Raw genomic sequence first — 18,159 nt, 5'->3', positions numbered from 1 at the left:
CCTCCCTGCCCGGCCCGCCAACCACCCGCCACCTTCAGGAGAGAAAAGATGTTTGCGCTGACCAACGTACTGCGTGACTACCCGTGGGGATCCGCCACGGCCATCGCCGAGCTTCTGGGCACCGAGCCCGGCGGCGGTCCCGAGGCGGAGCTGTGGATGGGCGCGCACCCGGACTCGCCGTCCGTCGCCCGCACGCCCGAGGGCCCGGTGGCGCTCGACGCCCTGATCGCGGCGCAGCCGGATGCCATGGTGGGGGCCGACGTCGTTGCCTCCTTTGGCGCCCGGCTGCCGTTTCTGGCGAAACTGCTGGCCGCCGACCGCGCGCTGTCCCTGCAGGTGCACCCCACGCTGGCGCGCGCCCGCCAGCGCTTCGCCGACGAGGAAGCTGCCGGTGTGGCCCGTGACGCCGCGGGGCGCAACTACAAGGACGACAACCACAAGCCCGAGATGCTTTACGCCCTGACCCCCTTCGAAGCCTTGTGCGGCTTTCGGCCCTGCGCCGACGCGGCCGTGCTGTTCCAAGCCGTCGCGGATGCGATCACGGAGGCCGGGGCGCAGGTTCCCGAGCTGCTGAAGCTGGTGACCACGACCCTCGCCCAGCCCATGGCCGAGCCCATGGTGATCCGCAGTGCGTTTGAGGCGTTGATCGGCGGCGCGGAGGCTTCCCGCGAACTGGTGGAGCTCGCGGCAGCTTCGCTGGCCCGGCAGGACACAGAGGGCGGGCTGGACGCGGCGCTGCGGACCGTCGTCGAACTGTCCCGGCAGTACCCGGGCGATCCCGGCGTGCTCATTTCGCTGCTGCTGAACCGGGTGTCCCTGCAGCCGGGACAGGCCATGTACCTCCCCGCCGGCAACATCCACGCCTACCTCTCCGGTCTCGGCGTGGAGGTCATGGCATCCTCGGATAACGTGCTGCGTGGCGGGCTGACGGGCAAGCACGTGGACGTCCCCGAACTGCTGGCCACGGTTGACTTCAGCTCCACGGAGGTGCCGCTCGTGCCGCCCCGGACCACCGGGCTGGGGCAGCAGGTCTGGGAACCGCCGTTCGCCGAATTCGCGCTGCAGCGGGTGGAATTGGCCCCCGACGGCGAACCCGTCCCGCTGGTGCAGAACGGACCGCTGCTGGTGCTTGCCGTGTCCGGCGCCGTGCTGCTCGATTCCCCACGCGGCGACATGGTCCTCCCGCGTGGCGGCTCGGCCTTTGTGCCCGCCGTGGAAAACCCGGTCATGGTCCACCCGCACGTCGACGCGGCGGGGCAGACTTCGGTGGTTTTCGCGGTGACGGTGGCCGGCTAGCCTGCATAGGCGCCTTCCGTACAGCATGGCGAGATGGCCAGGCGCTCCCTACGCCGACCCTACGGCAATGGCGGGCCGGCCGGGCATGGCGGGCCGGCGGGCGGGCAGGCGGGCCGGCCGGCGGGCAGGCGGGCCGGCCGGCGGGCAGGCGGGCAGGCGGGCGGACACGAAAGGTTGGGGCCGGCCGGGCCAGCTGCCGATCCGGGCCTTTCGGCTCGCCTATTTTGTCGTATCCGGATCGGCGGTGCAGATAATGCGGGCACCGAAATCGACGGCGCAGATAATGCGACCTGATCGCCGGTCAGCCCACTTTATCTGCGCCACCGAATCCAGCCACAGCTAACAGCCCACATTATCTGCGCCACCGATTTGTCGATGCCGCCGCAGGGACTCGTCAGGGAGTCCACCCGTGCCGGGCGAGGGCCTGCCGGAACATCTGGACCACCCAGTCGTCGCCGCGTTGCATGTCCTTGTTGAACACCTTGACCTGGAGCCAGCCCCGGGCCGCCGTCCGGGTGTCCCGGTTGCGGTCGAACAGCTGCTTCTCCGGGGTCAGGTGCACTTCGCCTTCATATTCGCCGCATACCCGGAATTCCTCGCAGCCCAAGTCCGGATGGACCTTCGGCTCATTCGGCGCGCCGGGAATTTCACAGTTGGGCAGAAATTCGGGTAGGCATGCCCGTTGAAGCAGCAGGCGCAGCCGGGTTTCCCGTGGCGAGTCCGCGCCCACGCGCATCAACTCCGTGGCAGCCTGGGCATTGGCCAGACCCCTCAGATGGTGTTTGGAGCCAATGTATCTGCTGAGTACAGCTGCCTCGACGATAGGAAATTTGGCCGGCTGGTTGTCCCAATAGTGTTGGCATATCAGGTGGTCCGCCGCAGCCACCAGATCGTCCAGATTGAGAATCCCGGCCAGGTCCAGCAGGGTTCTCGCCGGTGTTGTGACAGGCACACCGTCGATAAGCATGCATTCTCCGGGCGTCAGCTCGCGTTTGTGCCCAATGACTCCCTTACGCCGCGGAATCGTGGTTCCGGCGGGCCTGGTCAGGTGAATCAGCCTTGGCTCCTCATGGAAATATGGCATCGGAATCCCAGGCAGGATTGCGGCCGTGGTGTGGGAAACGACGCTCTCGACGCCCAGCTCCGCATAAGGCCGGACACGGTCCAGCAGCGTTTGTGAAACTCCGCGTGGCACCCGGATTTCGCGACTCGGAACATAGAGGTCCTTTGCCCGCAACCGGCTGGTGCTCAGGCCGCGGCGCGCACCTTCACGACTGGTGAAGGAACGCGTGGCCAATATTTGCGGCAAATCCGGGCGGTATCCCATGGCCCAAATTCTTCGCCATTTGCCAAAATCCTGCCCAGAGTTATCCACAGCCGGGTTCCAGCCGCCCGAATCGGAAATCGGTGGTGCACATAATGCGGCCACCCTATTTCGGTGGTGCAGATAATGCGGGCTGGCCACCGATCAGCCCGCATTATCTGCACCACCGATTCCAGCCACCGCCAACAGCCCGCATTCTCTGCACCGTCAGCTTCGGGCCTACCCGTGAGGCGGGACCAGCTACCGCTTGAGCAGGCCCCGGGCATGCCTGACAGCCTTGCGCGCCAGCGGCAGTGCCTTCGCGAACAAGGGGAACAGCGGCGAAAGTCCCTTGTCCCAGGTGCCGGCCAGCATGTCCTCGTGGTCCGCGAAGCCGAACTTGAACTTGGAGACGCCGTCGTTCAGCAGGCCGTTGAAGTCGTAGCGGCCGATGCCGCGGGCCTTCATCTCCCGGATGGCCAGCCATTTCAGGGAGAAGTTGGCGCGCAAGTTGCTGCCGGCGTCGGTCATGCCGCCGTAAAGTTCGAACGCGGTGGCGTCGCTGGCTGCCAGCCACAGGAACGAGACCACGGTGTCGCCGTCGAACGCGGCATAGACGGGCGAGCCCTCGCCAAGGTTGTTGAAAATGTCCTGGTAGTAGCCGTCCGCGTGGATCCCGAAGTTGGCGCGCCGGGCGGTCTCCCGGTACACGGCCAGGCACCCGGGAAGTTCGGCGGCGGTCACGGCCCGGTATTCGAGCGCCTCGCGGCCGGATTTGCGGATGTACTGGCGCGTCTTCTTGGACATCGCGGCCAGAAGTTCGTCCTCGCTGCGGTTCAGGTCCAGGATCAGCGTGCGTGGGATCAGGATGGTGCTCTCACTGCGCCGCCACCCGGCCGCGGGGAGGGACTCCGCCGGCGCGGCGGTCTCGGCCCAGTCCGGCTCGATGCTCAGCGCCACGGACTTGTGCACCGCCGCGACATGATGTGCGACGGCGTCCAGCACCTCAATCTCCCGGCCCGGCGCCGCCTGGGGGCCCCTCGCCAAATAGGCCAGCGACCGGAAGGGGAAAGGCAGCTTGCGCAGCAGGATCTGGGCCGAGCCCACCAGTTCCCCGGCGTCGTCCTTGACGAGGACGCGGTCGACGCTCCAATTGTGGGCCGCCTTCGCCGCGCCCCAGCCCCACAGCTGCATGGGGTGGCCCTGCTGGCTGTTGACAGCGGGATCCCACTGCGCGCGGACATGGCAAGGCACAACACTCAAAGTCATGCTTCAACCCTACCGGTTGGCGGCCACCGCCCCGGATCCCGGATCCGCCGCCTCGCCTGACTCACGACGCCGCCGCTGGGCCTGCGCGGAGCGAAATTGGGGGCTGGCGGCGTGCGTTCAACCGCTTCTCCAAGTACACGGCGCCAGAGCGCCGTGTACTTGGAGCCTCTGCGGTTTCTCTTGGGCGTCGCCGCGGACACACCGACGGAGTCGTGTGTGGCGCGGTGCGGGCACCAGCGCCCAATTTCGTGAAGCGCCGATCAGCTCCGGCGGGCGTAGGTCTCCCACTTGTGCGCCTGGTGCTCGCCCTCGACGAAGCGGACGGTGCCGGACTTGGAGCGCATCACGATCGACTGGGTCAGCACGCGGCCCTTGTCGTAGCGCACGCCCTTGAGCAGGTCGCCGTCGGTGATGCCGGTCGCGGCGAAGTAGCAGTTGTCGCTCGTGACGAGGTCGTTCGTGGACAGCACACGGTCCAGGTCGTGCCCGGCGTCGAGCGCCTTCTGCTTTTCGTCGTCGTCCGTGGGCCAGAGGCGGCCCTGGATGACTCCGCCCAGGGTCTTGATCGCGCACGCTGCGACGATGCCCTCGGGCGTGCCGCCGATGCCCATGAGCGCGTCGACGCCGGTGCCTGCCCGGGCCGCGGCAATGGCGCCGGCCACGTCGCCGTCGAGGATGATCTTGGTGCGGGCGCCGGCATCGCGGATCTCCTGGATCAGCGGCTGGTGGCGGTCGCGGTCCAGCACCATGACGGTGAGCTGGTTGACCTTGACGCCCTTAGCCTTGGCGATCAGGTGCAGGTTTTGCTTGACGGGAAGGCGTAGGTCCACCATGTCGGCGGCTTCCGGCCCGGTGACCAGCTTTTCCATGTAGAACACGGCGGAGGGGTCAAACATGGTGCCACGCTCGGCCACGGCCAGCACGGCCAGGGCGTTGTTGATGCCCATGGCGGTCAGGCGCGTGCCGTCGATCGGGTCCACGGCGACGTCGCACTCGGGGCCGGAGCCGTCGCCCACCACCTCGCCGTTGAACAGCATGGGGGCCTCGTCCTTTTCGCCCTCGCCGATGACCACGACGCCGTTGAAGTGGACGGTGGAAAGCAGCGAGCGCATGGCGTCGACGGCCGCGCCGTCGGCAAGGTTCTTCTCGCCAAAGCCAACCCAGTGGCCGCCGGCAATGGCTGCCGCTTCGGTCACCCGTACGAGTTCCAGCGCCAGGTTGCGGTCCGGTTCGTCGTCGCCCACTGCCAGGGAGCGGGACAGCTGGGAAAAGTCTAGTTGCGATGCTTTTTGAGCCACGTAAAACCCTCATTTTCAGAAGTAGGAACAGGGTCACCGCGTGCGACGGTGCACGCCCCTCCCGTATGGACACCTACTCCGTCAATCATAGGTGCACCGCCGCCCGCGGCGCCCTCTGTAACACCGCATTACCTGCACGAGGGGCGAACGTGGGCTGTGCCACGGCCCGGTTCCCCGGCATGGCCCGGATAAATTTCTGGGACAATGGGGGCGTGAGTGAATCCCCCGAGAACGCCCCGGTCAAGCCAGTCATTGCCGCTGCGGCCGCCAAGCGGGCCAATGCCTCCATGGTGGGCATGCTGCTCGCCGTCCTATCCACGATGGCCATTGTGTTGACCATTGTTTGGCTTAACCCGCAGCGCGACGCGACTTCATACCGCCAACCGGTGGACGTTGCCGCCATTTCCGCCGAGGCCGCGGGCGCCGCAGGCTTCACCCCGGCGGCCCCGAAACTGCCGGCCGGCTGGTACGCCAACTACGCGCGGTGGAACGCCGCCGGGGCCGACGGCGTGTCCTTCTGGGACGTGGGCTTCGTCACGTCCGCCAACACCTTCATCGCCCTGCGGCAGTCGGCCGACGCCAACCCGAGCTGGATCGCCACCCAGGCGGAGGACGCCGTCGTGACGGGAACCCGCAACATTTCCGGCCACACCTGGGAGCTGCGTGATAAACCTAAAGGTGACCGCAGCCTGGTGCTCAAGGAGGGTGGAACCACCATCGTCCTGACCGGTGCGGCCGAATTCAAGGAATTCGACACCCTGGCCACGGCAGCAACGGCGGGCACGGGCGCGCAGGCCACCCATCCACTTTCACCAGCAAAGGGCACTAAATAATGACTGGCGACGAAGACGGCAACAAAAACGCAACTCCCAACCACCCCGCCACGCCGGAGCAGGCGTGGGCGGTGCTGATGGACGGCAACAACCGCTTCGTCGCGGCCAACGCCAACCACCCCAATCAGGACGCGGCGCGCCGCACTTCCCTGACAGACGGGCAACACCCGTTTGCCACGATCTTCGGCTGTTCGGACTCGCGCCTGGCCGCGGAAATTATCTTTGACATGGGCCTGGGGGACGCCTTTGTGGTCCGCACCGCCGGCCACGTGATCGACAACACCGCACTGGGTTCCGTCGAATTCGGCGTGGAGTACCTCGATGTGCCGCTGATCGTGGTCCTGGGCCACGACAGCTGCGGCGCCGTCACTGCCACCAAGGGTTCCGTCGAGACCGGGGAGATGCCGCCAGGCCATGTGCGCGGCATCGTCGAGCTCATCACCCCGTCCGTGCTCTCCTCGCTGCGCACCGACAGCAACAGCGACGTCGACACGATGGTGGCCGAGCACGTCCGGCTGACCGCGCTGCGCCTGCTGAAGGAGTCCCCCATCATCGCCGAGGCCGTGGCGAACCACAAGACCGCCGTGGTGGGACTGACCTACCACCTCGCCGACGGCCGCGCCGAGCTGGTCTACAGCAGCGGAGCCATCGGCCGCTAAAGCACCCCGGCACGAGGAAGGACGACGGCGGACCCTGGGTCCGGCGTCGTCCTTCCCGTTAAGCGCCGGGGCCGGGTTTTTGGGAGCACGGGAGGCGGCGATAAGGTGGAAGCATGACTGAAGCTGCCGCGGCCACCGCACAAGAGTTCCGCATTGAACACGACACGATGGGCGAGGTCCGGGTTCCGGTAAATGCCCTGTACAGCGCGCAGACGCAGCGGGCTGTGGAGAACTTTCCGATCTCCGGCCTGACGCTGGAGCGGGCCCACATCGAGGCGCTGGCCCGGATCAAGAAGGCCGCGGCCACCACCAACGCGGAGCTGGGCGTCCTGGACGAAGAGCTGGCGCGCGCCATTGAAGCCGCCGCCGACCTCGTCGCTGCCGGGGACTTTGACGGCGACTTCCCGATCGACGTTTTCCAGACCGGTTCGGGCACCTCGTCCAACATGAACATGAACGAGGTCCTGTCGTCGCTGGCGAACCGGGCCCTGCAGGCTGCCGGCTCCGGGAAGGCCGTCCACCCGAACGACCACGTGAACGCGTCCCAGTCGTCCAACGACGTCTTCCCGACGTCGGTCCACGTCGCCGCGACGTCCGCGCTGATCAACGACCTCATCCCCGCGCTGGCGCACCTGGCCGAGTCGCTGGAGCGCAAAGCCGCGGAATTCGCCACCGTGGTGAAGTCCGGCCGCACGCACCTCATGGATGCCACGCCCGTCACGCTGGGCCAGGAATTCGGCGGCTACGCGGCGCAGGTCCGCTACGGCATTGAGCGCATCGAGGCGTCCCTGCCGCGCGTGGCCGAGGTTCCGCTCGGCGGCACGGCCGTGGGCACCGGCATCAACACCCCCGCGGGCTTCCCGCAGCGCGTCATCGCCCTGCTGGCCCAGGACACCGGACTGCCCCTGACCGAGGCCCGCAACCACTTCGAGGCCCAGGCCAACCGCGACGGCCTGATCGAGGCGTCCGGCCAGCTGCGCAACGTCGCCTACTCGATCATGAAGATCGCCAACGACCTGCGCTGGCTTGGCTCCGGCCCCAACACGGGGCTGGGCGAAATCTCCATCCCCGACCTGCAGCCCGGCTCCTCGATCATGCCCGGCAAGGTCAACCCCGTCATCTGCGAGGCGGCCATCATGGTGGCGGCCCAGGTCATCGGCAACGACACCACCATTGCCCTGTCCTCCACCAACGGCGCCTTTGAGCTGAACGTGGGCATCCCGGTCATGGCCGCGAACCTGCTCCAGTCCATCCGCCTGCTGGCCAACACCTCGCACGTGATGGCGGAAAAGATGATCGACGGCCTCACCGCCAATGTGGAGCGCGCCCGCTTCCTGGCCGAGGCGTCCCCGTCCATCGTGACGCCGCTGAACAAGTACATCGGGTACGAGAACGCCGCCAAGATCGCCAAGCACGCCATCAAGGAGGGCCTGACCATCCGCGAAGCCGTTCTGGCCCTGGGCTTCGTGGACCGCGGCGAGCTGACCATGGAGCAGCTGGATAAGGGCCTGGACGTCATGGCCATGACCCGCGCCCCCCAGTAACCCCTCCCGTTGAGGTTGGAGATCACCACCTCTCCCCCGCGTGAGGTTGGAGATCACCACCTCTCCCCGCGTGAGGTTGGAGATCACCACCTCTCAGCAGGGCCCATTTCGACTACGGTACGACGGCGGCGGGTGGCCTTCCACAGGGAGGTCGCCCGCCGCCGTCGTCCCTCCCGCCTCCGACGCCGTCGAGGTTCGAGATAACGACCTCCGACGCCGTCGAGGTTCGAGATAATGCCCTGTCAGGCGCACTGAACGGAGCCCCGGGCGTCGTTATCTCCAATCTCAACGGGGCGTGACGAAGACCACGCCGCCAAGACTTTGCACTTTAAGAAAGATAGTGCAAACTTTTACTTTGTGACTGAAAGTGCAAATACCTGTGCCGTGCATGGCCTGCGCGCGCGCAAGCGGGAGGCCACCCGGTCCGCCATCACGTCGGCGGCCCGGCGCTTCACCGTGAACCACGGCCTGAACGGCTTCACGATCGAGCAGCTGTGCGCGGATGTGGGCATCTCCCGCCGGACGTTCTTCAACTACTTCCCTTCCAAGGAAGACGCCATTGTGGGGCATCTGCTGGATGAGTTCCCGGCGGATGCCATGGCCGCATTCACTGACGGCGGGCATGGCGAGGGCGTGGCACGCGGGCCGCAGGGCCTGACCACCACGCTGCTGCGCGATCTTTTCGAACTGACGGTCGCCATGACGGATCAGCTGGACTTCACGCGGGAAGACGTCCGGGCGCTCATCGAGGTCATGAAGGTGGAGCCGCAGCTCATGATCAAGGTGATGGGCGGCGCCGAGGCCCGCGAGCACGAGTTTGCCCACGTCATCACCGAACGTGAAGGGCTGCCCCCGGACGACCCGACGGCGCTTCTGGTGGCCGGGCTCTTCGGCACACTGTCCAGGCGGGCCAGCCAAAAGTTCTTCTCCGGGGAAAACGCGCTGGCCTACCGTGACATCCTGGCCGGCCACCTCGCGCAGGCCCAACAATTCTTTGCTTTTCCACTCTGAGACTATAAAGGAACCAGATGAGTACCGCCATCAAGGCAGGGCAGCCGCTCCTGTTAACCCAAAAGAGAATCTGGATCATTTTCTCCGCGCTCATCGCGGGCATGCTGCTCTCCAGCCTCGACCAGACCATTGTTTCCACTGCCATGCCCACCATTGTGGGCAAACTGGGCGGCGTGGAGCATCAGACGTGGATCACCACGGCCTACCTGCTGGCCACCACCATCGTGATGCCCATCTACGGCAAGTTCGGTGACATCCTGGGCCGCCGGAACCTGTTCCTGGCCGCCATTGCCATCTTTACCCTGGCCTCCCTCGGCTGTGCGTTCGCCACCGGCTTCTGGGGCTTCGTGATCTTCCGCGCCATCCAGGGCCTGGGCGGCGGCGGCTTGATGATCCTTTCGCAGGCCATCATCGCGGACATTGTCCCAGCCAATGAGCGCGGCAAGTACATGGGCCCGCTGGGCGCGATCTTCGGCCTCGCGGCCGTCGCCGGCCCCCTCCTCGGCGGCTACTTCGTGGACCACCTGACGTGGGAATGGTGCTTTTACATCAACATCCCCGTGGGCATCGCGGCGTTCGTGATCGCGTTCTTCACGCTGACCCTGCCGAATAAAAAGGCCGAGAAAAAGATTGACCTTCCCGGCGTGCTGTTCCTTTCCATCGCCACCACCTGCCTGATCTTCTTCACCGACTTTGGCGGCAAGGCAGGCGGCTGGACGTCGGTGGCCACCTGGAGCTGGGGCGCGGGTCTGGTCGCCGCCGTCGCACTGTTCATCTTCACCGAGGCCCGCGCCGAGGACCCGATCATCCCGCTGTCGCTGTTCAAGAATCCGATCTTCCTGAACTCCACGGCCATCGGCTTTGTGCTGGGCATGGGCATGTTCGCCGCCCTGGCGTTTGTGCCGACGTTCCTGCAGATGTCCTCCGGGACGTCCGCGGCGGAGTCCGGCCTGCTCATGCTGCCCATGATGGCCGGCCTGATGGGAACGTCCATCTGGTCCGGCATCCGCATGACGAAGACCGGCAAGTACAAGATGTTCCCGATCGCCGGTTCCGTGCTGACCATCATCACCATGTGGTGGATGACCACGCTCTCCGCTGACACCCCCATCTGGGTCATCTGCGCCCAGCTGTTCGTGTTCGGCGCCGGGCTTGGCCTGATCATGCAGATCGTCGTCATCGTCGTGCAGAACTCCGTCCCGGCCGCCCAGCTGGGTACAGCCACCAGCACCAACAACTACTTCCGCGAGGTTGGCTCCGCCCTGGGCGTGGCCGTGTTTGGCGCCATGTTCACCACGCGCCTGGCCGACTCCCTGACCGAGCTGTTCACTAAGGCCGGCGCCTCTCCGGAACAGGCAGGGAAGTCCATGGCGACGCTTGACCCGCAGGCCTTGGCGCAGCTGCCCCCGGCCATCAAGGACGGCATCATCAACGCGTACGCCAACTCACTGGCCCCCGTGTTCTGGTACCTGATCCCGTTCATGGTGATCGCGCTGGTCCTGGCGCTGACGATGAAGGTCATCCCGCTCTCGGACACCGCCGGCATGGTGGCCCGCGGCGAGGCCATCGGCGGCGAGGAGGCCGTCCGTCTGGAGGCCGAGCGCGCCGCGGGTACCTCTCTTGGCGCCGTCGTTGCGGAGGAAGGTACCGACACGCTCCTGCTCACCCGGGATGAGGATTCCACGGACCAACCGTAAGGTTCGCTGAAAAGGCGCGGTCCGGCGTCGTACATGTACGACGCCGGCACGGGCCTTGTGCGTTCCCCGTCGGTTACGCCCTGTCCCCCACAGGGCAGGGGCAGGCCGGAAGGGGCAGGCAAGTGGCCCACCCCGGAAGCATGCCGGGATCCCGGGCAATTCGATGGCGCAGCTCCTGCGGGCCGGCAATTCGATGGCGCAGCTCCTGCGGGCTGGCAATTCGATGGCGCAGCTCCTGCGGGCTGGCGGGCCCGCAAGGCGCAGGAGCTGCACCGCCGATCCCAGGCCAGGCCCGCAAGCCGCAGGAACTGCGCCATCGATCCCGGGTCAGCGCTGGAAGTGCGGCTCGCCGTCGAACGCGAGAGCGCGCCGGATGCAGGCGAGGTGGCCGGGGCGCAGGGGCGGCAGCTCCGTAGTGTCGAACCAGCCGACGGCGAGGGATTCATCGTCGTTGACGCGGGCGGTGCCGCTGACGTGGCGGGCGATGAATTCGATGTTCAAAAAGTCGCAGACGTCGCCGTTGGGGAAGGTCACGGGCCCCACGGCGGCGATGCCCAGCAGGTGCTCGATCTCGGCCACGACGGCCGTTTCCTCGAAGATTTCCCGCAGCATCCCGGGGCCGGGCTCCTCACCGGGCTCCAGGATCCCGGTGATCAACGCCCAGCCGCCGGTGTCGGATCGCTCCCCCAGCAGAACGCGGCCGTCGGCGTCGAAAACAACGCCGCGCACGCCGGGCAGCCACAGCGGGTCGTGGCCGATCTTCTTGCGTAGGTTGACAATGAAATCCGGTGAGCCCATGCGCCCAGCCTATCGGGGCCTGGCACCGCGGCCGCGGCGGCTCAGGCCGGGAGCAGCAGCATGGTGGCCAGCGTCCCCGCCAGCATGGACGGGCCGAACGGGATGTGCGACTTTACTGTCCCACGCCGGGCGGCGATCAGGGCAATGCCCCATAGTCCGCCGGCCACGAATCCCGCCGCAGCGCCCAGAAGGACGTGGTTCCAGCCCAGAAAGCCCAGGTAGAGCCCCAGCACGCCCGCCAGCTTGACGTCGCCAAAGCCCATGCCCGCCGGATAAACCGCCCAGAGCACCCAGTACAGGGCGGCGAGCACCAGCAGCCCGGCGACGGCCCGCCACAGGTGGTCCGGCTGGCCGGCCAGCAGCGCGCCGGCACCCAACAGGGTCCCGGCCACGGGGTAGGCCGGCAGGACCAGGCGGTCGGGCAGGGTGTGGGTGCGGATGTCGATGATGCTCAGCGTTACGGCAAGGACGATCAGGTAAAGGCACGCCGCCACGGCACAGGCAACCGCGGCGGGATGGGACGCCTCCCACAGGTCCAGCAACCGGGTCACCATAGCCGTGATGCTACGCCATTGCCCGCCCATGGGGACCCTGACGGGGGCACCAAAGCGTAAGCTGTGGATATGACCGGCCTGCCCATGACCCCCGACACGTTCCGGCATTTGTGCCGGTCCTCGCCGTGGCGCTGGCAAAGCCTGCGGTTCGAACTCCACCGCCGCGATGCCCCCTCCGTCCGGGAGGAACGCGCGCGGGCCGGGAGCACGGCGTCGGACGCGGACGTGGCGGCGATGAGGTGTTGGGTCCGGCGCCCCGGCGCACTGCGTGTCGAGACCCTCGAGGGCAGGCTGCTGGCCAGCACCACCAAGATCAACGAGTCCAAGGATTCCCTGTTCATCAGCGGCAACCGCAAGCCGTGGCTGCTGCGACCCAGCCTGGTCAACCCGGTCAAGGACGGCGACGGCTATGTGGTCCGGCGCCCGGAGGCCCTGTACGGTGAGCCCGCCTACGGCTCCGGGCGTTTTGCCGCGGCCCTGGATCCGGTGGAGCTGGCAGGCGAACGCCCGGTGCCCCTGGAGAAGCCCTTCGCCAACGTCGCCGAGATATCCGGTGTGGAACTGGTGGACCACCACGGGCGGGCGGCCGTGGACGCGGTCCTGACCGCGAACCCGTCCTATCGGCCTCTGTTCCCGGCCGCCCCCCTGCTCTACCCGGGACGCACTGCCGTGCGGATCGACCTTGAGACGGCGGTCTGCGTCGCCAGCCAGTCGCTCGACGGCGACACCGCCGGGGCCGGGCACGCGATGGTTTTGCTGGGGATTGATGAATACATGCTCGACGACCTCTTTGAGGAGGTCAGCATGGGCCTGACGGACGTGCGGGCCCACATCCCGTGGGACCTCCCGGGTTCGTAGCCCCCGGAACGACACCGGCCCCCAGTCCCGCCGGCCCCCAGTCCCGGCGGCTTAGCGCCGAGCGGTGGAGGCGCGCACCGGCGGCAGGTGGGCCGGCGCCGGGTTCCTTCGCCAGGGCGCGGCCGCCACCAGGACGGCGAACAGGGTCAAGGCCGTGCCGAGCACGGTGGCGGTGCCGACCGCCGTGGCTGGCGTGGGAAAGGCGAGGTCGAGCAGCAGGGATCCGACCAGCTGGCCGGCGACGGCGCCCAGTCCAAGCAGCAGGACGCCGATCCGCCGCACCAGCGCCGAGCTGAGGAAGACCACGACGACGCCCAGCGGCCCGGCGCAATAGAGCCACCACTCGTGCGGCAGGGCGTGCGCGGGCGGGGCGAACGGCAGCCTGGCCAGCCACGCCGCCAGGAGCACCACCGTGCCGGCGGCGAAGTTGGTCAGGGTGGCGGTCAGCGGCGTGCCGGCCGCCGCGGCGATGCGCCCGTTCATCGCCTGCTGGAACCCGTAGAACAGGCCCGCAAGCAGGGGCAGCAGAAGCAGGGACAGGCCCCACGGCCCGAGCGCGGTGAACCTGGCGGAGACCGCCCAGACGACGGCGCCCATCGTCAGCACTGAACCGGCCAGTCGCGGGGCGGTCAGCCGCTTTCTCCCGCCCGCCGCAAAGCCCATCCGGTCGACCAGCAGCCCGCTGACGGTCTGTCCGGCCACCAGGGCGATGGTGAACAGCGCCACGCCGACCGTCCCGACCGTGACCCCCTGGGCGAAAACCACTGCGGCGCCAACCGCGCCGGCCACCAGGTACCAGCGGGGCAGCTCGCGCCGGGCCAGGCCGCCGCGCAGGGCGGCCATCCCGGCCCGCCCGCCCCGCGTGCCCAGGGCCAGCACGACCATGAGCAGCAGGCCGGCGCCAAAGCTGACCAGCGCGGCGGCCAGGCCGTCGCCCAGCCGCAGCCCCATGGTTCCGGTGATCCGGGACTGCACGGCAAGGGCCAGCCCGGCGACCATGGCCAGGCCGAGGCGGACCGGCGCAGGAAGCTGTCGGGGCATGTTCCTGAGTCTATCCCCGGAGTTTCACGGCAGGCATCGACGGCGCCGCATCCAAGCCTGGCCGGGTCCCGCCTTTGGGCGAACGCCCCACCATAGCGCCGGCCGCCCCGCGAAGCGGACGGCCGGCGACGTGCGTGCCGCGCAAACGCTAGATTTCGGCGCGCTCCAGCATCTCGGTGACCAGTGCGGCGATGGGCGAACGCTCGGAGCGGGTCAGGGTGACATGGCCAAAGAGCGGGTGACCCTTGAGGGTTTCAACGACGGCGGCGATCCCGTCGTGGCGCCCGACCCGGAGGTTGTCGCGCTGGGCGACGTCGTGGGTGAGGACGATCTTGGAGTTTTGGCCGATCCGGCTCATCACCGTCAGGAGCACGTTCTTTTCCAGCGACTGCGCCTCATCGACGATCACGAAGGAGTCGTGCAGCGAGCGGCCACGGATGTGTGTCAGCGGCAGCACCTCAAGCAGGCCGCGCTCCATGATCTCGTCCATGACCCGGTCGCTGACCACTGAGCCCAGCGTGTCAAAGACTGCCTGTGCCCAGGGGTTCATCTTCTCGCCTTCGGAGCCGGGCAGGAAGCCCAGCTCCTGCCCGCCCACGGCATAGAGCGGCCGGAAGACCACCACCTTGCGGTGCTCGTTGCGCTCCAGCACCGCCTCGAGCCCGGCGCACAGGGCGAGCGCGCTCTTGCCCGTGCCGGCGCGCCCGCCCAGCGAGACGATGCCGACCTCGGGGTCCATGAGCAGGTCCAAGGCCAGGCGCTGCTCGGCCGAACGCCCGTGCAGCCCAAACACGTCGCGGTCGCCCTTGACGAGGCGCACCTGCTGGTCCGCGCCCACCCGGCCGAGCGCGGAACCACGGCTGCTGGTCAGCACCAGGGAGGTGTTGACCGGCAGGACCGCCGCCTCGGGGACCGCGACGGCCTCGTGGTTGTAGAGTGCCGCCATCTCCTCCTCGGTTATGTCGATTTCCGCCACTCCGGTCCAGCCCGAGTCCTTGACCAGCTCGTTGCGGTATTCGTCGGCGGCCAGCCCCATGGCCGAGGCCTTCACGCGCATGGGCACGTCCTTGGACACCAGCGTCACGTCCATGCCCTCGTTGGCCAGGTTCTTGGCGACGGCCAGGATGCGCGAATCGTTGTCCGTCCCACGGAAGCCGGCGGGAAGCACCTCGGCGGAAATGTGGTTGAGCTCCACACGGAAGGTCCCGCCGTCGTCCCCCAGGGAAATGGGGTTGGCCAGGCCGCCGTGCTTTTCGCGGAGCTCGTCCAGCAGGCGCAGGGCCGTGCGGGCAAAGTAGCCCAGCTCGGGGTCGTGGCGCTTGGACTCCAGTTCCGAAATCACCACGATCGGAACAATCACCTCGTGCTCCGCAAAGCGCAGGATGGCCCGCGGGTCCGAAAGCAGCACAGAGGTGTCAATGACGTAGCTCCGCAGCCTCGCGGGCGCCGTGTGCGGTGCATGCCGTTCGAGTTTCATCGTCTCAACCACGTCGACTCCAGCCTTTCCAGGCCGGCGGTGCACCTGGAACTCAAATAGGTACGGCGGGCGGAGTTGCCCTCCGTTAGTGCCAAAGTACTCCGGCTGCGGGAGGGATCGGTGCGCCACGCGCAACACGCAGCTGAACGCGGCATTAACTCTTGGGCCGCACGCCTTCAGGCGCTCGCGAGCGGGCATTGACGGCCAGGACCACCAGGAAAATGGCCACCGAAACCCACAGGGCGTTGAGGTTGAGCGCGAAATAGGCAAAGCCGCCCACGATCGACCCCAGCGTCAGCGAGAGCCACAGGAAAAGGTAGCGCACCCAGCCCAGCCGGTTGCCGCCGGTCAGCGCAGCCGCCATCTGCTGGCCCATCTTCACCAGCGTGCCCGTCATGTACGTCAGGCCAATGCTGACCTCGCCGTCGCGCTCAAAGATCACGTTCTCGGCGCCCATGGCCAGCGCCATGGCGGGCGGGGCCAGCCACACCGCCGCGTCCAGGTCAAAAAGTACGACGGCGAGCCCCAGCGCCGCTGTCACGTACAGCAACACCCACATGCGTCTGCGGGACGGGACCAGGCGGCGCAGGATCGACGCGGAAATGACGCCGGCCGTGAACGCGGCCACCAGGCCCATCGCCAACACGAAACCGCGCGGGTTCCCCTCGGCCAGTGCCGCGCCGGCGCGGGTGGAGTTGCCGCTCATGAAGGAGACGAAGTAGCCACCCAGATGGATGAAGCCGACGGCGTCAACAAAACCGGCGGCCGACGACAGTACGCCGGCCATGATGACTTCATTCCTGTGATGGCTGTGCATGGCACCTTCCGGCTAGCCGCCGAATCGGCGGCTGCGCCCGGCGTAGTCGCGCAGGGCCCGCAGGAAGTCGATGCGCCGAAAGGCCGGCCAGAGGGCCTCGCAAAAGTAAAACTCGCTGTACGCGCTCTGCCACATGAGGAAGCCGGACAGGCGCTGCTCCCCGGAAGTCCTGATGACCAGGTCAGGGTCCGGCTGTCCCCGGGTGTACAGGAACCTGGAGATGTCGTCCACGGTCAGGCTGTCCGCGACTTCCGCCATGGTGCGGCCCGCGTCGTCGGCGTCGTGCATGAGCTCACGGACGGCGTCGACAATCTCGCGGCGCCCCCCGTAGCCGATGGCCAGGTTGACGTGGATGCGCTCCTTGGCCGGAACCCGGGCCGTCAGGGAGGACAGGCGCTGCGCGAGGTAGTCGGGGAGCAGCTCGGGGGCGCCCATGGCGTGGACGCTGATGTCCTCGTCGGCGTCGAGCAGGTCAAGGGTGTTGGCGATGATGCCCATGAGCTCGTCCAGTTCCTCGGGCGAACGGCTCATGTTGTCCGTGGACAGCATGTAGAGCGTGACGACCTTGATGCCCAGGTCCTGGCACCACCCCAGGAACTCGAGAATCTTGTCCGCGCCGGCTTGATGCCCCTGGCTGGTGGGTGCGTTGAACTGCCTGGCCCAGCGGCGGTTCCCATCCACCATGACGCCGATGTGCCGGGGCACGCTGCTGAGGTCAAGAGACCGGCCAAGGCGGCGCTCGTAGTAGTGGTACAGGAATTTCGGCATCCGCATGGGGCCGGAGAACAAATGCATGGGGGCGCGCCGGACCTTCCGGATCATGGCCAGGCGGCCGGGGGAAACGTGCTGGTCCTAGGTTACCTGCCCGGCCGGGACATTGTGGTGAAGCCCGCGGCAGCTTTGGGTTACTCCGCAGTAGACGTTCGCTACCGTCAAGTAACTTAGGGCTGCACGGACTATGATTTTTGACATGAGCCCCTCTCTACCGGCAGACGTAAAACCGAGCTGGCGGGGCTGGCTTCACGCAGGGGCAGCGCCGGTGGTCTTGGTAGCGGGTCTGATGCTGATCCTTCTGGCGCCGGGGACCACAGCCAGGTTGACCACGGCAATCTACACGGGCACGGGAGTGCTTTTATTTGGTACGAGTGCGCTATATCACCTCGTCAACTGGCAGCCGCCGGCCAAGTTGCTGCTGAAACGGTTCGACCACAGCAACATCATGCTGGTCATAGCCGGCTCCTACACGCCGCTCTCTGCGCTGATGCTGCCGCGTTCGACGGCGACCGTCCTGTTGTGGCTGATCTGGACCGGCGCCGTGCTCGGCGTTCTGTTTCGCGTTTTGTGGGTCGGGGCACCGCGGTGGCTGTACGTCCCCCTCTACGTGCTGCTCGGCATCACGGCGCTGTTCTTCCTGCCGCAGTTCTGGGCGGCGGGCGCGGTCCCCACCCTGCTGATTTGCCTGGGCGGGGTGTTTTACATATCCGGTGCCGTCATCTACGGCGTCAAGCGGCCCAACTTCAGCGTGCGCCACTTCGGCTTCCACGAGCTGTTTCACGCCCTGACGGTGGCGGGTTTCGCCTCCCACTTCGTCGCCGTGGCGCTGGTGCTGTTCGGATAGGCCGCCTCCCACGTCCACCGTACGGACGACGCTCCTGCAGATCCGGGTCACTATTCCGCGACGCTCCTGCACATGCTGCGACCCGC

17 protein-coding genes are annotated in these 18,159 nt (G+C 67.4%); 8 read left to right on the top strand and 9 right to left on the bottom strand.

Annotated elements, in window-relative coordinates:
* The first annotated feature begins 48 nt into the window (after positions 1 to 48).
* The gene (manA, locus tag DMB86_RS06725; RefSeq protein ID WP_113717100.1) at positions 49 to 1,296 is read left to right on the top strand and encodes a mannose-6-phosphate isomerase, class I; all 1,248 of its coding nucleotides are present in this window, start codon (positions 49 to 51) and stop codon (positions 1,294 to 1,296) included.
* A 394-nt stretch (positions 1,297 to 1,690) separates the two neighbouring features.
* On the opposite strand, the gene DMB86_RS06720 is transcribed toward manA, so the two are convergent.
* From DMB86_RS06720 to glpX, 3 genes are all read right to left on the bottom strand, one after another.
* Positions 1,691 to 2,263 carry a hypothetical protein gene (locus tag DMB86_RS06720; RefSeq protein WP_113719385.1) on the bottom strand — a complete coding sequence of 191 codons (573 nt, stop codon included), beginning with the start codon at positions 2,261 to 2,263 and terminating at the stop codon, positions 1,691 to 1,693.
* A gap of 597 nt (positions 2,264 to 2,860) precedes the next feature.
* A complete protein-coding gene (locus tag DMB86_RS06715; protein WP_113717099.1) occupies positions 2,861 to 3,868 on the bottom strand; it encodes a lipid II:glycine glycyltransferase FemX in 1,008 nt (335 codons plus the stop codon).
* Positions 3,869 to 4,128: 260 nt separating this feature from the next.
* Positions 4,129 to 5,166, bottom strand: a complete 1,038-nt coding sequence (gene glpX, locus DMB86_RS06710; protein ID WP_113717098.1) for a class II fructose-bisphosphatase — start codon at positions 5,164 to 5,166, stop codon at positions 4,129 to 4,131.
* A 212-nt stretch (positions 5,167 to 5,378) separates the two neighbouring features.
* Here glpX and DMB86_RS06705 point away from each other — a divergent pair, with 212 nt between their 5' ends.
* The 5 genes from DMB86_RS06705 to DMB86_RS06685 all read left to right on the top strand — a co-directional run bounded on the left by DMB86_RS06705 (position 5,379) and on the right by DMB86_RS06685 (position 10,910).
* Positions 5,379 to 5,999, top strand: a complete 621-nt coding sequence (locus tag DMB86_RS06705; RefSeq protein ID WP_171814402.1) for a DUF4245 domain-containing protein — start codon at positions 5,379 to 5,381, stop codon at positions 5,997 to 5,999.
* Positions 5,999 to 6,658, top strand: a complete 660-nt coding sequence (locus tag DMB86_RS06700) for a carbonic anhydrase (RefSeq protein WP_113717097.1) — start codon at positions 5,999 to 6,001, stop codon at positions 6,656 to 6,658. Before DMB86_RS06705 ends, DMB86_RS06700 begins: the two co-directional genes overlap by 1 nt.
* 113 nt (positions 6,659 to 6,771) lie before the next feature.
* On the top strand, positions 6,772 to 8,202 hold the full coding sequence (locus DMB86_RS06695) for a class II fumarate hydratase (RefSeq protein WP_113717096.1): 1,431 nt from the start codon (positions 6,772 to 6,774) through the stop codon (positions 8,200 to 8,202).
* 357 nt (positions 8,203 to 8,559) lie between these two features.
* Positions 8,560 to 9,213: a TetR/AcrR family transcriptional regulator gene (locus DMB86_RS06690; RefSeq protein WP_171814401.1), complete on the top strand. Its 654-nt coding sequence runs from the start codon at positions 8,560 to 8,562 to the stop codon at positions 9,211 to 9,213.
* Between the two features lie 17 nt (positions 9,214 to 9,230).
* Positions 9,231 to 10,910 (top strand): MDR family MFS transporter, encoded by a 1,680-nt coding sequence (locus DMB86_RS06685; RefSeq protein ID WP_113717094.1) that lies wholly within the window; start codon positions 9,231 to 9,233, stop codon positions 10,908 to 10,910.
* Positions 10,911 to 11,237: 327 nt separating this feature from the next.
* On the opposite strand, the gene DMB86_RS06680 is transcribed toward DMB86_RS06685, so the two are convergent.
* Positions 11,238 to 11,708 carry an NUDIX hydrolase gene (locus tag DMB86_RS06680; protein WP_113717093.1) on the bottom strand — a complete coding sequence of 157 codons (471 nt, stop codon included), beginning with the start codon at positions 11,706 to 11,708 and terminating at the stop codon, positions 11,238 to 11,240.
* Positions 11,709 to 11,749: 41 nt separating this feature from the next.
* Positions 11,750 to 12,262 carry a prepilin peptidase gene (locus tag DMB86_RS06675; protein WP_113717092.1) on the bottom strand — a complete coding sequence of 171 codons (513 nt, stop codon included), beginning with the start codon at positions 12,260 to 12,262 and terminating at the stop codon, positions 11,750 to 11,752.
* A gap of 69 nt (positions 12,263 to 12,331) precedes the next feature.
* Between DMB86_RS06675 and DMB86_RS06670 the strand changes: the two genes are divergently transcribed.
* The gene (locus tag DMB86_RS06670) at positions 12,332 to 13,120 is read left to right on the top strand and encodes a hypothetical protein (RefSeq protein WP_113717091.1); all 789 of its coding nucleotides are present in this window, start codon (positions 12,332 to 12,334) and stop codon (positions 13,118 to 13,120) included.
* Between the two features lie 51 nt (positions 13,121 to 13,171).
* Here DMB86_RS06670 and DMB86_RS06665 read toward each other — a convergent pair whose 3' ends face one another.
* The 4 genes from DMB86_RS06665 to DMB86_RS06650 all read right to left on the bottom strand — a co-directional run bounded on the left by DMB86_RS06665 (position 13,172) and on the right by DMB86_RS06650 (position 17,229).
* A complete protein-coding gene (locus DMB86_RS06665; protein ID WP_113717090.1) occupies positions 13,172 to 14,161 on the bottom strand; it encodes a DMT family transporter in 990 nt (329 codons plus the stop codon).
* Positions 14,162 to 14,309: 148 nt separating this feature from the next.
* Positions 14,310 to 15,638 (bottom strand): PhoH family protein, encoded by a 1,329-nt coding sequence (locus tag DMB86_RS06660; RefSeq protein ID WP_113719383.1) that lies wholly within the window; start codon positions 15,636 to 15,638, stop codon positions 14,310 to 14,312.
* Positions 15,639 to 15,792: 154 nt separating this feature from the next.
* Positions 15,793 to 16,425 carry a YoaK family protein gene (locus DMB86_RS06655; protein ID WP_227878634.1) on the bottom strand — a complete coding sequence of 211 codons (633 nt, stop codon included), beginning with the start codon at positions 16,423 to 16,425 and terminating at the stop codon, positions 15,793 to 15,795.
* A gap of 42 nt (positions 16,426 to 16,467) precedes the next feature.
* Positions 16,468 to 17,229 (bottom strand): isoprenyl transferase, encoded by a 762-nt coding sequence (locus DMB86_RS06650; RefSeq protein ID WP_113719381.1) that lies wholly within the window; start codon positions 17,227 to 17,229, stop codon positions 16,468 to 16,470.
* Positions 17,230 to 17,413: 184 nt separating this feature from the next.
* On the opposite strand from DMB86_RS06650, the gene trhA reads away from it, so the two are divergent.
* Positions 17,414 to 18,073: a PAQR family membrane homeostasis protein TrhA gene (gene trhA / locus DMB86_RS06645; protein WP_227878633.1), complete on the top strand. Its 660-nt coding sequence runs from the start codon at positions 17,414 to 17,416 to the stop codon at positions 18,071 to 18,073.
* Positions 18,074 to 18,159 lie beyond the last annotated feature (86 nt).

Origin of the sequence: Arthrobacter dokdonellae, assembly GCF_003268655.1 — a bacterium.
In the GTDB taxonomy this organism is placed as follows: Bacteria; Actinomycetota; Actinomycetes; order Actinomycetales; family Micrococcaceae; genus Specibacter; species Specibacter dokdonellae.
The sequence above is the reverse complement of the archived record's forward strand: the minus strand, read 5'-3'. Positions and strand labels throughout refer to the sequence as shown.